This is a genomic window from Streptomyces sp. NPDC058773 (assembly GCF_042746015.1).
GTDB lineage: Bacteria > Actinomycetota > Actinomycetes > Streptomycetales > Streptomycetaceae > Streptomyces.
The window spans coordinates 45,089-57,690 of the sequence record NZ_JBHYPE010000016.1; the positions used below are offsets into that span (position 1 = coordinate 45,089).

The following is a 12,602-nucleotide window of genomic DNA, read 5'->3' on the forward strand; positions in this document are numbered from 1 at the left end:
GTCCCGGCGGGTGTGCGCCACTCCGACTGTCGCGGTGATCGTATTCATCCCGATTTGCGGCATTCGGCCACCCGAGGGCTCACTGCGCTGCGGAGCCGCGGATTTCAGGCGCCTGGCCCAGTCCCGGGCCGGGCCGCGTGACGTCGGCCCCCACCGCACCGGCCGGCTCCGCACATTCCCGCACCGAGCACCTAGGGTGACGGAACGATCACGGATCGGATGCTTCGCCGCCGTCGGGGAGTCGGCGGCCGGCCTCCCGGCATCCGACTCCGGCACTCGGTCGCACCGGAGAAAGGGACTCGTATGCGCGCTCGCCGTCTCGCCACAGCTGCCGCTCTGGCGCTCACCACCGCTCTGCTCACCGCCGGCCCGGCCCCGGCACGGTCCGCCGAGGCCACAGACGCCACGCCGGCGCCGGGCGGCCGGGCCACCGCGGACCGTCCGGCCGGCCACACCGAGGTCCCCGTCGAGGGCGGCTCGGCCCGCTTCGCCACTCCCCCCGTCCTGCTCAACGCCCTCAAGGCGCACGGCGTGGCGATCTCGGACGTCGACACCCAGGGCACGGTCACTCCGCACCACGACGCCGACGGCATCAGCCTGACCGTCAAGGGCGGAGCGGTCACCAACAGCGGCGGCAAGGTCGGCGGTGAGCTGCGGTTCGCCGACTCCGGGATCGCGCTGGTCAACCGCAAGGCCAAGAAGGTCGTCAAGGTCACCGGCTTCACCGTCGACCTCGGCCAGGGCGCCCTGCGCGCCCGGGTGGACGGCGGCCCGAGCATGACCGTGGGGACGTTCACCCGGCCCGGCATCGCCTCCTCCATCGACACCGGTGCCGCGATGCTGCGGATGAACACCGGCATCACGGCCACTGCGGCGGCCGCGGCCAAGCTCAACGCGGCGCTCGGCACGACCGGCTTCACCGGCGGCGGCCCGTTGCTCCACGCCCGTATCGACGCCGCGCTCGACCCGTCGGTCGACCTCGACACCGCTCTCAACCTGGGGCACCGGACGGCCCATGCCCCGGCCGACGAGGGCCGGCGCCCGGAAGGTGTCCGGGGCCCGGACGCGGGCGGTGCCCCCGTCGATGTCCCGGCCCGCGTGCCGGGCGGCGCACCGGCCAGGGTCCCGGGCAGCGGCTCGGGTGAAGGAGAGCTGTCGGGGCGGTGACCCGCCGGCGGGCCGGTCGGCGTCCCGGGCAACGGCTCTGGTCACGGAGAACCATCCGGGCGGTGCCCCTGGCGGGCCGGGGCGGAGTTCACTGCTGCTGTGGGGTCCAGGGCAGCGGCAGGCCGTCGCCGTGGCGCCGGGGGACCAGATGGACATGGGCGTGGAAGACCGTCTGGGTCGCCGCCCGGCCGACGGCGGTGAGGATGTTCAGGTCCCCCGTGAGTTCCGCGCCCAGTTCCGCCGCGCGCTGCATCACCGCGGCGGTCACGGCCGGGTCGGTCGTCGCGTCCCGGACATGGCGGCGCGGAATGACCAGCAGGTGTCCGGGCGTGACCGGGCGGCGGGGCACGATCGCGAAGGCGTCCGGCCAGTCGCGGACCAGCGGGGTGGGCTCGGTGCCGGCGGCCATCCGGCAGAAGGCGCAGGCCTCCAGTTGTCTGGCGGGTTCGCGGTGGATGAGGGGGCGGGCGATGTCGCGGTGTTCGACATCGGCGGCGGCCCCGCGCTCGGCGAGCCAGTCGGCGACGGCACGGGCGACGGCCGGGGCCCGGTGGCGGCCGTACCAGCACGCGACGTAGAGGTGCACCGCCTCACCGGCGCCGGCCCGGTGCAGGGCGAGCAGCTGACGGCCGGTGTGCTCGACGGTGTGCCGGGCGTCCGGAGTGGACAGGACGTAGTCGCGGACCTCGGGGTCCAGCCCCGTCAGCGCGACCAGTGACGCGGTGACCGCGGTCTCGGCCGGGTCCCACATCCGGTCGCGGACGTCGAGCACGAGTGCGCCGGTGTCATGCCGGGGCGGGGCACCCCAGCGGGCGCCGTAGGACGTGATCCGGATCGGGGCGACGCTGCCGGTCATGGGTTCTCCTGCGGTGTGACGGCGAGGGCGGGGCGCTGCGGGGGACCTGTTCCGCTGCGCCGCCGGTACCGTCGGCGGACGGCAGGCTCCCCCGCTTTCCACCGACAGATGTACCGGACGCCGCGCGGCCGTGCGGCGACTTCGGACCGAGTCGCCCCGTCCATCCCGGTCGTTACGGCCGCACCGGTCGCCATGTCTCACCCAGCCGACCCGGCTCCAGCTCCCGCCACGTCCGCCCCTCCCGGCCCACTCCCCCGGCCACCCGAGTCCCGCACGGTAACCGACAGGCAATCGGCGTACCGCGTTCCGGGTTCGTTCAGCTACCGGTCACGCGCGCCGCCCACTCTCTGGAATGAGACATTCCGCTTGGTGACACCGCTGTGTGCCGGGTACCCGGACACGGCTCGGAGGGCCGCATGGCCGGTATGACCCAGTTCCCCACCAACCGTCGTCACTTTCTCCGGACTTCCGGTGCCGCCGTCGCCGCGGCCGGCGCCGCATGGGCACTGCCCAGCCAGCGCATCGGCAGCAGCGCGGCCCCGGGCGCCGGGCATACGGGGGCACGCCCCGGCGCCGCGCCGGCCCGCCCCGCCGCTCACCGGGCGGCACCGTACGGGGTCACCACCCTGGACACCGCGGCGCGCCCGGTCGGCAACGGGGGCTACCGGCGCCTCACTTCCGGTCCGGGCTGGCCGCTGGTCGTCCGGGGTGAGCTCGCCTCCGCGGCGGCCGGACGTCAGGACCGGCGGACCGCCCTGGCGTGCTTCCTCCAGTTCACCGACCTCCATGTGGCCGACGTCCAGAGCCCGTTGCGCACCGAGTTCCTGCGGGCCGGCTCGCCGGGGTCGTGGCGGGCGCAGGAGGCGCTGTCGGTGGCCGGTTCGGTCTCGCTGGTGGAGCAGGCCAACGCGCTCGGCGGCGGACCGCACACGGGCCGGCCGCCGGCGTTCGTCATGTCCACGGGCGACAACATCGACAACCACTCCATGGTGGAGCTGGAGTGGTTCCTCGCCCTCATGAGCGGCGGGCGCATCACCCCCAACACCGGGGACCCGACGTCCTTCGAAGGTGTGCAGAACTCCGGCCTCGCGCTGTACTGGCACCCGGACGACAGCCTGCGTGACCAGGACAAGAGGCGGGGGCTGCCGCGGATTCCCGGGTATCTGGAAGCCGCGATGCGGCCGGTCGTCAGTCCCGGTCTGCGCATGCCCTGGTACTCGACGCCCGGCAACCACGACGATCTGCCGGGCGGCTGTCTGGCCCCGCAGGACCCGGTGCTGACGGAGTACATCACCGGCGCGCGCAAGCTGTTCTCCGTACCTGACAGCGATGTCGCCGCGTTCGCGAAGGTGCTGGATTCCGGCGACGACCCCAAGAGCACGGTGCTCAAGGACCTCCTCGCCCGCAACGCCGCCCGCGCCCGGACCGTGACGCCGGACGAACGCCGGCGCATGGCCACACCGCACGAGTATCTGCGGGCCCATCTCGACCCCGCCTTCGCCGGTGCGGGGCCCGTCGGTCACGGCTACACCGACAACCACCTCGACGGCGACCGGATGTACTACTCCTTCGCCGTCGCGGAGGGTGTCATCGGCATCAGCATCGACACCACCTACCGCAGCGGCCACTACGAAGGGTCGCTGGGCACCGAGCAACTCCGCTGGCTGGAGCGGACGTTGGCCGCACACAGCTCGCGGCATCACGACGCGGACGGCCGGCTGGTGCGCAATGCCGGCGCCGATGACGCGCACATCCTGGTGTTCAGCCACCACCACAGCCCGAGCATGACGCGGCGGCCCGACGCGGCCCGCGCGGAGGAGAAGCGGCACGACGGCGAGGAGGTCATCGCCCTGCTGAGCCGCTTCCCGAACGTGGTCGCGTGGATCAACGGTCACAGCCACATCAACCGCATCACCCCGCACGCCCACGCGACGGCGACCCGCTCGTTCTGGGAGGTCAACACCGCCTCGCATGTGGACTATCCGCAGCACGCCCGGGTCATCGAACTCGTCGACAACCACGACGGGACGCTGTCGCTCTTCACCACCCTCATCGAGTCCGCCGCGCCGCACCGCACGGACTTCGACGACCTGTCGGCCGTCGGGCTCGCGTCCCTCTACCGCGAGCTGTCCTACAACGCACCCCATCTCGCCGCCGGCATGAACGGCGGCGTCCACGCAGGGATGGCGGGCACCGCGGCGGACCGCAACACCGAACTCCTCGTCCGCCGGGCCTGACCCGGCCGACCGGGCCCCGTCAGCCGGTCCGGCGTCAGCCGGGCGCCGGCAACGGCCCGGCCGCGCAGGCCACATCCCTCTCCGGCGCGGTCCCGTCCAGGAGATAGGCGTCCACGATGCCGTCCACACAGGCATTGCCGTTCCGGTACCGGCCGTGGTCGCCGCCGCCCGTCACGGTGACCAGCCGGGAACCGCGCAGCGCACGGTGGGCCTTGAGCGCTCCTTCGTAGTACGTGGCGGGATCGTGCACCGAGTTGAGCATCAGCGTGGCCGGCAGGCCCTTGCCGGTGACCCGTACGCGGGGCGCGGCGGGCACCGCTCCGCCTGTTCGGTGGTCAGACAGGGCAGCAGAGCGCCGCTGTGCCGCAGGCAGCCGGCGACGAGCCGCCGGGAGCGGTCGAGGACGCCGCGGAGCGCCGCGGGCGAACGGTCGCGGAAGTCGTGGGCGTAGAAGTCCTGGAACTCGGCGTCGGTCTGGCACCGTACGGGGCTGCTGCCGCCGACGCCGCGCTGGTCGAAGCTCACCACGTCGTACGCGGCGCCCACGGCGGGTGAGCGTGCGACGAAGTCCGCGGGCCGGATGAGCCCCGAGGCTCCCGGGCCGCCGGCCGCCATCATCAGTACCCCGCGCCACCGGGCGGAGCCGTCCGCGCGGTGCCGGGAGACCGCGACGGTGAGGTCCGCGCCCGTGTCCGGATGATGCCAGTCGCGCGGCACGGTCATCCGTGCGCACTCCAGGGACGGCTTCGCCGCGCACGGCTGCCAGTTGAGCTGCTGACGGGTGTAGCGGACCGGTACCGGTGGCACGGCCCCCGGCCGGTCCGCCGCGCGGGCCGGTGGCGCGGTGGGCAGTGCCGCCGTCAGCAGCGCGGCGGCGGCCAGCCCCGACAGCGTGGCCCTGGGCCACCGGGGTGTTCTGAACGCGGACATCGATCCTCCCGTCGGCGCGCGGAGTGCGCTGCCACGACGGAAATCCTCGGCGTCCCGCGGCTCGCGGTCGATCACGCTGGTACCCGTTCCCGGGGTGGCACCAGCACCACCCCGCGTGTGGAGACCTGGGGCCGCCCCGCGTCCGCCGTCCGGCGCGGGTTGGGGCGTCCGGGGGACCCCGGCCGACGTGCTGCCGCCGCGCGAGAGGGGCGGGCAGTACCGTCAGGACGTGCATATCGGCAGATATGCCGCAGAACAACACCATTGGTGGAGTCTGTATGTCCCCCTCCGTCACACCGCGCCCGGCCCGACGGCGTATCGCCGGCACCCTGTGCGTACTGCTGGCCGTCGGCGTCGTCATCACCGGCCTGGTCCAGGCGGCGCCCTCCGCCACGCCCCGCACGCTCGACCCGCGGATCACCGCGATCATGCAAAAGCCGGAATACCGGCACGCCCAGTGGGGGCTGTTCCAGCAGGACCCGCAGACCGGCAAGGTGCCCCTGTCCCGGTACGCGGACCAGTTCTTCATCCCCGGCTCGACGGCCAAGCTCTTCAGCGTCAGCGGCACCTGGCACACCCTGGGCGGCGACCACCGCTTCGTCACCCCTGTGCATGCCGTCGGACAGCGCCGGAACGGGACGCTGACGGGTGATCTGGACCTGGTCGCCCAGGGCGATCTGACCCTCGGCGGCAGAACCCGCAAGGACGGCACCGTCGCCTACACCACCATCGACCACACCTACGCCAACGACATCCCGGGGGCCACCCTCACCCCGGAGAACCCGCTGGCCGGCCTCGACCAGCTGGCCCGGCAGGTACGTGCCGCGGGGATCCGCCGGGTCGACGGCGATGTGGTCGTCGACCCACGGCTGTTCCGGCCGGACCCGGCGCTCGATCCGGTCCCGACCCCGCTGATCATCAATGACAACGTCATCGACCTGCTCTCCTCCCCCGGCGCCGAGCCGGGCGCCCCCGCCGGGCTGGACTGGCGCCCCAAGGTCGCGCCGTACCACGTCACCTCCGCCGTCCGCACGGTCGCAGCGGGCAAACCGTCCGACATCACCGTGCACAGCTCCCCCGACGGCACCCGCATCCGCCTGTCCGGCACCATCGCCGCCGGCTCGGCCCCCGTCCTGCGGATCTCGGCCGTCAAGGACCCGAACGCCTTCGGCCGCACCGCCCTGATCGAGGCGCTGCAACGGGCCGGTGTCGAGGTCCGCGCGAAGGCCGTCGGCGCCAACCCCGTCCGCCAGTTGCCACGCACCTACCACGGCGCCCCCACCGTCGCCCGCTACACCTCCCCCGTGTACGCCCAGTACGCCAAGCTCATCTTCAAGGTGAGCCACAACCTCGGGGCGAACCTGGGGATGTGCCTGATGGCCACGAGCACGGGGAGCACCGACTGCGCGGACGGATTCCCCGTACTCGCGACATTCCTGGACGGCGCCCGGGTGGACCGCAAGGCCGTACAGCTCGCCGACGGCCGCGGCGGCAACCCCGCCGACCGGACCACCCCGCGCGCCGTGGCACAGATCCTGACGTACTGGCTGCGCACCCCCGAGGCACGGCGCTTCCGCGATGCGCTGCCGGTCCTGGGCGTCAACGGCTCCCTGGCGGACTCCTGCCGCGGCTGCCCCGCACGCGGCAAGGTCTTCGCCAAGACCGGCACCGCGGCGGGCGGCGATTTCCTCAACGACCGGCTGGCCGTGGGCGCCGAAACCACCGCCGGCTACCTGGAGACCCGCAAGAACCACTTCGATGTCTTCTTCGCCGGCGTGAACGGCGCCGCCACCCCCTCCGCCGACGTCACCGGCATCCTGGCCATCGCCAACGACGTGGCCGACGTCGCCGCCCACCTCCAGGAACAGGCGAGCGGCGGGCGCTGAGCGAACACAAGGGGCGGGCACGGCTCCCGGCTCACCCGCACGGGTAACTGTCAGACCCCGTCGATAGCCTGCGGGAATGCAGCACACGCGAGGTACGGAACGGGCGGCCGGGGCGGTCCTCGGCTCGGCGGTGGGCGACGCCCTGGGCGCTTCCAGGTCACCCAACGCGCCGCGGGCAACGGCTCCTTGATGCGGGCGGCCACCTCCGCGGTCCACGTCGCCCGCGCCGGACAGCACGCCACCATGGAGGCCGCCCGCTGGACCGCGCGGCTGCACGTGCCGCTGCCGGGCTTCGGTGACCGCGTGCTGACCGCGCCGCAGTTGCGCGCGCTCGCCCACCGCCTCACGGGGACCTGACCCTTTAATTGGCATTTTGGATGCAACTTCTATAGAGTGCCACTGTGCGACTCACCAAGAGCACCGACATCGCCCTCCGTATCGCCATGCGCCTGGCGGCGCTCAGCGACGCGGGCGACGCGCCCACCACCCGCGAGGTGGCGAGCGCCGTGCAGGTGCCGTACACCCACGCAGCCAAGGTCGTGAGCAAGCTCCAGCACCTCGGCGCCGTCGAAGCGCGGCGCGGGCGCGGTGGCGGGCTGACGCTGACGGCGGCGGGGCGCACGGGATCGCTCGGGCAGTTGGTGCGTGAGCTGGAGGGGGCCGATGATGTCGTGGGCTGCGAGGACGATCCGCCGTGCCCGCTGCGCGGCGGCTGCCGGCTGCGCGGTGCGCTGCGGGTGGCGCAGGAAGCGTTCTACGCCTCGCTCGATCCGCTCTCCGTCGCCGACCTGGTCGAATCCCCGACCGGGCCGCTACTGCTCAGCCTGACGCCCGCACCGCACCGGGACTGAACCCCTCAACTCCGCCCGCACACCGCACTCTTTTCGCGCGCGAAAATGCGCATCTCAGATGCAAGTTTCGCCGCCTCTCGCTCCCCCACCCCTTGAGAATCCGGAGCCGTCGATGCTGTCGCCGAAGTCCGCCGAGACCGTTCGTGCCACCCTTCCCGCCGTGAGCGGAGCCCTCGGGGAAATCACCGCGCTCTTCTACCGGAAGCTCTTCGCCGCCCACCCCGAGCTGCTGCGTGACCTCTTCAACCGCGGCAACCAGGCCAACGGCACCCAGCGGCAGGCCCTCGCCGGGTCCATCGCCGGCTTCGCGGGCCACCTCCTCGACCACCCGGACAGCCGGCCGGACGCCCTGCTGGCGCGGATCGCGCACAAGCACGCCTCGCTCGGGGTGCGTGCGGACCAGTACCCGATCGTGCGGGAGCACCTGTTCGCGGCCATCGCCGAGGTGCTGGGCGATGCGGTGACCGACGACGTGGTGCGGGCCTGGGACGAGGTGTACTGGCTGATGGCACAGGCCCTGATCGCCGTCGAGCGGCGGCTCATGGCGGAAGCGGGCGTACGGGACGGCGTGGTGTGGCGCCCCTATCGGGTGGCCGGCCGGATCGAGGAGACCGACGAGGTGGCCACCTTCCTGCTGCGGCCGGCCGACGGCGGTCCCGTCCCGGCGTTCCGGCCCGGCCAGTACGTCTCCGTACAGGTCCAACTCCCGGACGGCGCACGGCAGATACGTCAGTACAGCCTGTCCGGGGAGCCGGACGGCGGGCTGCAGATCTCGGTGAAGCGGGTAACGGGCCGGGCCGGCGCCCCGGACGACGGACCCGCGGGTGAGGTGTCCGGGTATCTGCACGCGCAGGTGCACGGCGGCGAGATTCTGCAGGTGAGCCCGCCGTTCGGGGACGTGGTACTGCCCGAAGAGGGCGACGGCCCGCTGCTGTTCGCCTCGGCGGGTATCGGCTGCACACCGATGGTCGGCATGCTCACACACCTCGCCGCCACCGGCTCCCGGCGCCGGATCATCACCGCCCACGCCGACCACTCGCCGGCCACCCACCCGTTCCGTACGGACCTCCACCGGCTCACCGGCAAGCTCGCCCACGCGACCGCGGAGCTCTGGTACGAGGAGGGCGCCCCGGACGACAACGAGGGCGCGGGACAGGGCGCGGGCGGCAGCGCGGTGGACACGGTGACCGTGCGCCGCGGGCTGATGGATCTGACGCAGCTGGCCCTTCCGGCCGGGACCACCGCGTATCTGTGCGGGCCGGTGCCGTTCATGAAGGCGGTCCGGACCCAACTGCTGGAATCCGGCGTGCCGTCCGGGGCGATCCACTATGAGGTTTTCGGCCCGGGTCCCGTGCTGTAGCTGTCGTGGCGGACGGCCCCGGAGCGGTACGGGACCGGGAGCGCCGGGTCCGGGCCGCCCTCGTCCGCCGCTGCACCTCTGAACTGGCCCATCGGCGGCGGCCGGTGACGCAGGGAAGGATTGCCACCGGCCGGTGCGGGCAGCAGGATGCGAGGATGACAGCACATCTGCCTTCCGCCTCACCGGCCGTGATCCGGCTGACGCACTTCACCGAGACCGAACTGACCGAGATCGCCGGGGAGGGCGAGGACGCCTTCGGAGTCGCCTGGACCGGGCTGACCTGGCGGGCCAAGCAGGAGCACTTCGGCATCGAACGGGACGGCCGCCTGCTCGCGCACACCGGTCTGGTGACGGTTCCGCTGTGCATCGGCCCGGTGGAGACCCGGGCGGTCGGCTTCGGCGGGGTGATCGTCGCTCCCGGTCTGCGCGGACAGGGCCTGGCACGGAGCGTGGTGACCGCCGCCCTGGAGCACGCCCGCACGCTCGGACCGCAGTACGGGCTCCTCTTCTGCCGGCCGCATCTCGTCCCCTTCTACGGGCGGCTCGGCTGGCAGCGGCTCACGGAGGACGTCGAGGTCGAGCAGCCCGGGGACACCAGCGCGGTCATGCCGCTGGAGACCATGTGGACGCCGCTGCGCGAGGGGGCGCACTGGCCGGCCGGGCCGGTGCGGCTGCGGTCGCTGCCCATGTGAGCCATGGCCGTTGAGGTCCCGGCGCGGCCCACCCGCGTCCGCGAGTCCGGGGCCCTCCCCGTCGGCGCGGGACTGCCACGGGAGTTCGTACAGGTCCTTCGTCCGCGTGGCCGCGCGGCGCGTCGTTTGGACAGCTCACGGGCCTCCGACACCGTGAAGGCGTGCGCCCTCTGCCTCTCCTCCTTCGCCTCGTCGCAACGACGGCCGTTCTGCTGACCGTCGGCGGCTGTGTGGCCCTGCACCCCGACGGCTCCCCGCACGACCCCGGCCCCGCACCGGGCGGGCGCACGGTCGCCCCGGCCCGGCCCTCACCGCTGCTGATGCCCACTCAGGGGACGTCGCGTGAGCGGCTGGTGGATGTGGCGTCCGCACGGAAGCGGGCGAAGCGGCCGGCGGCGTCGGGGAAGGCACACGGTGCTCGCCGGCACACCGCGCCGGGGAAGCGGGCGGAACGGCGGCCCGCGGGACGCCCGGTGCCGCGGCGCCCGCGCTCCGCACCGTCGAGGCCGCGTCCGGTGCCGGTACGCACGGTGCCGCAGCAGCGGCACCAGGCGGAGGCGCCGCCGCGCACGCTCCGGCGGCCGCCACGGCCCCGTTCGACGGTCGACCCCGCGGTGGTGTGCCGGATGGCCGCCGGCCGGGTCCGGGGGGATCTGCTGCGGCTGTGCCACCGGACGTATGGCCGCTGAGGCGGCGCGGGTGGGACGGCCCCGGCCGCCGGTTCAGCCGTGCGCCGACGCGGCCGTGGCGGTGGGCGGGAGAGAATGCTGCGATGCAGCGAATGGGGCGGAGGAGCGACGCGGACTGTCCGGTGGGAGAGGCTGGGGGCTGGGACGGGGAGGCCGTACGGGCCCGGCTCGGTGAACTGGCGCGGCGGGACCCGGAGTACACCCGGTTCGGCTCCGAGGACCACCGCTACCGGCTGACCCCGCCGCTTCCCGAGAGGGCGCTCAGCACCTTCGAGGAGCGGTACGCCATCGAACTTCCCCGTTCCTACCGGGAGTTCCTCGCCCGGGTGGGCGGCTCCGGGGCCGGTCCCCACTACGGACTGCTGCCGCTCGACGAGCCGCTCCCCGACGACAGCGAGGACGCCGTCGACGATGTGCGGGAACAGGACCGGCGTCCGGGCTTTCTGGCGACGCCCTTCCCGCTCTGCGGGGAGTGGCGGGGGAACCCGGGCGAGCGGTTCGACGACGAGGCGGAGCGGGCGAGGGTGGCAGGGTCGCTGGTCATCGCCGAGGCGGGGTGCGGGGAGTTCGTCCGGCTGGTCGTCACCGGGCCGCTCGCGGGACAGGTGTGGTACGACGACATGACCTGGGATCACCTCGTGCCCGGCCCCGACTTCCGGGTCTGGTATCTGTCCTGGCTGCGGAAGTGAGCCGGGACACGGCCCCGGGCGCCGGTGCCACGGGCGGTGAGCCGACGCCCGGCGTGCGGGCGCGGCAGCACCGCGGCACACCGCGTCACACCAGCCGGATCTCCGCCCCCACCGACCGCTCCCGGGCGGCCGTCACGACCAGGGCCGCCGCCGCGGCGTCCTGCACCGCCACGCCGACGGATTTGTAGAGGGTGATCTGGTCGTCCGAGGAACGGCCCGGTTCGCTGCCGGTGAGGAGTTCGCCCAGCTCGGCGTGGACATGGCCGTCGGTGATGACACCGGCGCGCAGGGGACTCAGCAGATCGTTGCTGCCCGCGGGGAAGGGTGCCAGCGCCGCCTGCCGCGATTCGACGCACACCAGCGCCTCGGCGACCGTGGCGTCATCGACCTCCCGGCCCTCCGGGTTGAAGCCCACCGAGGTGATGTGCACGCCCGGTGTCAGCCAGGAGCGGCGGATCACGGGGTCGGTGGCGTGGGTGGCCGCGGCGGCGATATCGGCTCCGTCGAGCGCCTCGGCGTACCCCGCCGTCGCCTCGACCGATACCCGCAGCGTGGTGGACAGTTCGTCGGCCAGCGCGCTCGCCTTCGTCCGGTCGCGGCCGGCCACCCGGATCTGCCGGATCGGGCGCACCCGGCACATCGCCGCGGCGTGCGACCGGGCCTGCGCTCCGGTGCCCAGTACGGCCAGCACCGAGGCGTTCTCGCGGGCCAGCAGACGAGCGGAGAGCGCCGAGCCGGCGGCGGTCCGTGCCGCGGTGATCGCCGTACCGTCGAGCAACGCCGTGGGTTCCCCGGTGTCCGGATCGAAGACGGCGATCAGCGCCTGGTGGGTCGGCACCGGGGTGCCGCCGTTGTGCGGGAAGACGGAGACCAGCTTGCTCATGAGCACCCCGGCCGACGGTACGTAGCCCGGCATGGCCGCCAGGAAGCCGTCCCGTTCCGGCACCGTCGCGGCGACGCGGTCCGGGCTGGAGGCGCGGCCCGCGCTGAGGTCCGTCATCGCCGACGCCAGCGCGTCGATCAGCGCGTCCAGGTCGAGCAGCGCCTCGACCTGCGAACGCCCGAGTACCAGCATCCGGCCCCACCTCCAGATCAGAGCTGCCCGGCGGACCACCGGGCCCGAGGCGTCGACCGTAGTCCCCGGCGGCGCGTTCCCGCACTCCCCGCAGACACCCGGACCGTCCGGAGGGCTTGATACGGTGAGCTCATGGCTACTGGCAGTCGCTTTCTCTGAGGTCCTTTCCG

General features: G+C 73.5%; 12 protein-coding genes and 1 pseudogene. 9 read left to right on the top strand and 4 right to left on the bottom strand.

The features are described 5' to 3' along the window. Positions 1-303 precede the first annotated feature (303 nt). A complete protein-coding gene (locus ACFW5B_RS16620) occupies positions 304-1,167 on the top strand; it encodes a hypothetical protein (RefSeq protein ID WP_386439481.1) in 864 nt (287 codons plus the stop codon). Between the two features lie 88 nt (positions 1,168-1,255). Here ACFW5B_RS16620 and ACFW5B_RS16625 read toward each other — a convergent pair whose 3' ends face one another. Continuing rightward, positions 1,256-2,023, bottom strand: a complete 768-nt coding sequence (locus tag ACFW5B_RS16625; RefSeq protein WP_386439483.1) for an HIT domain-containing protein — start codon at positions 2,021-2,023, stop codon at positions 1,256-1,258. Between the two features lie 416 nt (positions 2,024-2,439). Here ACFW5B_RS16625 and ACFW5B_RS16630 point away from each other — a divergent pair, with 416 nt between their 5' ends. Further along, complete coding sequence (locus ACFW5B_RS16630) at positions 2,440-4,260, top strand: TIGR03767 family metallophosphoesterase (RefSeq protein ID WP_386439485.1); 1,821 nt, start codon at positions 2,440-2,442, stop codon at positions 4,258-4,260. A gap of 34 nt (positions 4,261-4,294) precedes the next feature. On the opposite strand, the gene ACFW5B_RS16635 is transcribed toward ACFW5B_RS16630, so the two are convergent. After that, positions 4,295-4,576: an alpha/beta hydrolase gene (locus ACFW5B_RS16635; RefSeq protein WP_386439487.1), complete on the bottom strand. Its 282-nt coding sequence runs from the start codon at positions 4,574-4,576 to the stop codon at positions 4,295-4,297. Then, a complete protein-coding gene (locus ACFW5B_RS16640) occupies positions 4,522-5,190 on the bottom strand; it encodes a hypothetical protein (RefSeq protein WP_386439489.1) in 669 nt (222 codons plus the stop codon). Before ACFW5B_RS16640 ends, ACFW5B_RS16635 begins: the two co-directional genes overlap by 55 nt. Before the next feature lie 278 nt (positions 5,191-5,468). Here ACFW5B_RS16640 and dacB point away from each other — a divergent pair, with 278 nt between their 5' ends. The 7 genes and pseudogenes from dacB to ACFW5B_RS16675 all read left to right on the top strand — a co-directional run bounded on the left by dacB (position 5,469) and on the right by ACFW5B_RS16675 (position 11,357). Next, entirely contained in the window at positions 5,469-7,076 is a 1,608-nt protein-coding gene (gene dacB / locus ACFW5B_RS16645; RefSeq protein ID WP_386439491.1) for a D-alanyl-D-alanine carboxypeptidase/D-alanyl-D-alanine-endopeptidase, read from the top strand. A 150-nt stretch (positions 7,077-7,226) separates the two neighbouring features. Continuing rightward, positions 7,227-7,349: pseudogene (locus ACFW5B_RS16650) on the top strand (ADP-ribosylglycohydrolase family protein); the annotation flags it as partial. Between the two features lie 128 nt (positions 7,350-7,477). After that, positions 7,478-7,927: an RrF2 family transcriptional regulator gene (locus ACFW5B_RS16655; protein WP_386439492.1), complete on the top strand. Its 450-nt coding sequence runs from the start codon at positions 7,478-7,480 to the stop codon at positions 7,925-7,927. A gap of 112 nt (positions 7,928-8,039) precedes the next feature. Continuing rightward, a complete protein-coding gene (locus ACFW5B_RS16660) occupies positions 8,040-9,287 on the top strand; it encodes a globin domain-containing protein (RefSeq protein WP_386439494.1) in 1,248 nt (415 codons plus the stop codon). 155 nt (positions 9,288-9,442) lie between these two features. Beyond that, positions 9,443-9,979 (top strand): GNAT family N-acetyltransferase, encoded by a 537-nt coding sequence (locus ACFW5B_RS16665; RefSeq protein ID WP_386439496.1) that lies wholly within the window; start codon positions 9,443-9,445, stop codon positions 9,977-9,979. 161 nt (positions 9,980-10,140) lie between these two features. Further along, positions 10,141-10,668, top strand: a complete 528-nt coding sequence (locus ACFW5B_RS16670) for a hypothetical protein (protein ID WP_386439498.1) — start codon at positions 10,141-10,143, stop codon at positions 10,666-10,668. A gap of 122 nt (positions 10,669-10,790) precedes the next feature. Continuing rightward, complete coding sequence (locus ACFW5B_RS16675) at positions 10,791-11,357, top strand: SMI1/KNR4 family protein (RefSeq protein ID WP_386439500.1); 567 nt, start codon at positions 10,791-10,793, stop codon at positions 11,355-11,357. Positions 11,358-11,442: 85 nt separating this feature from the next. On the opposite strand, the gene ACFW5B_RS16680 is transcribed toward ACFW5B_RS16675, so the two are convergent. Then, positions 11,443-12,432 carry an ornithine cyclodeaminase family protein gene (locus ACFW5B_RS16680; protein ID WP_386439502.1) on the bottom strand — a complete coding sequence of 330 codons (990 nt, stop codon included), beginning with the start codon at positions 12,430-12,432 and terminating at the stop codon, positions 11,443-11,445. Between the last annotated feature and the right edge of the window lie 170 nt (positions 12,433-12,602).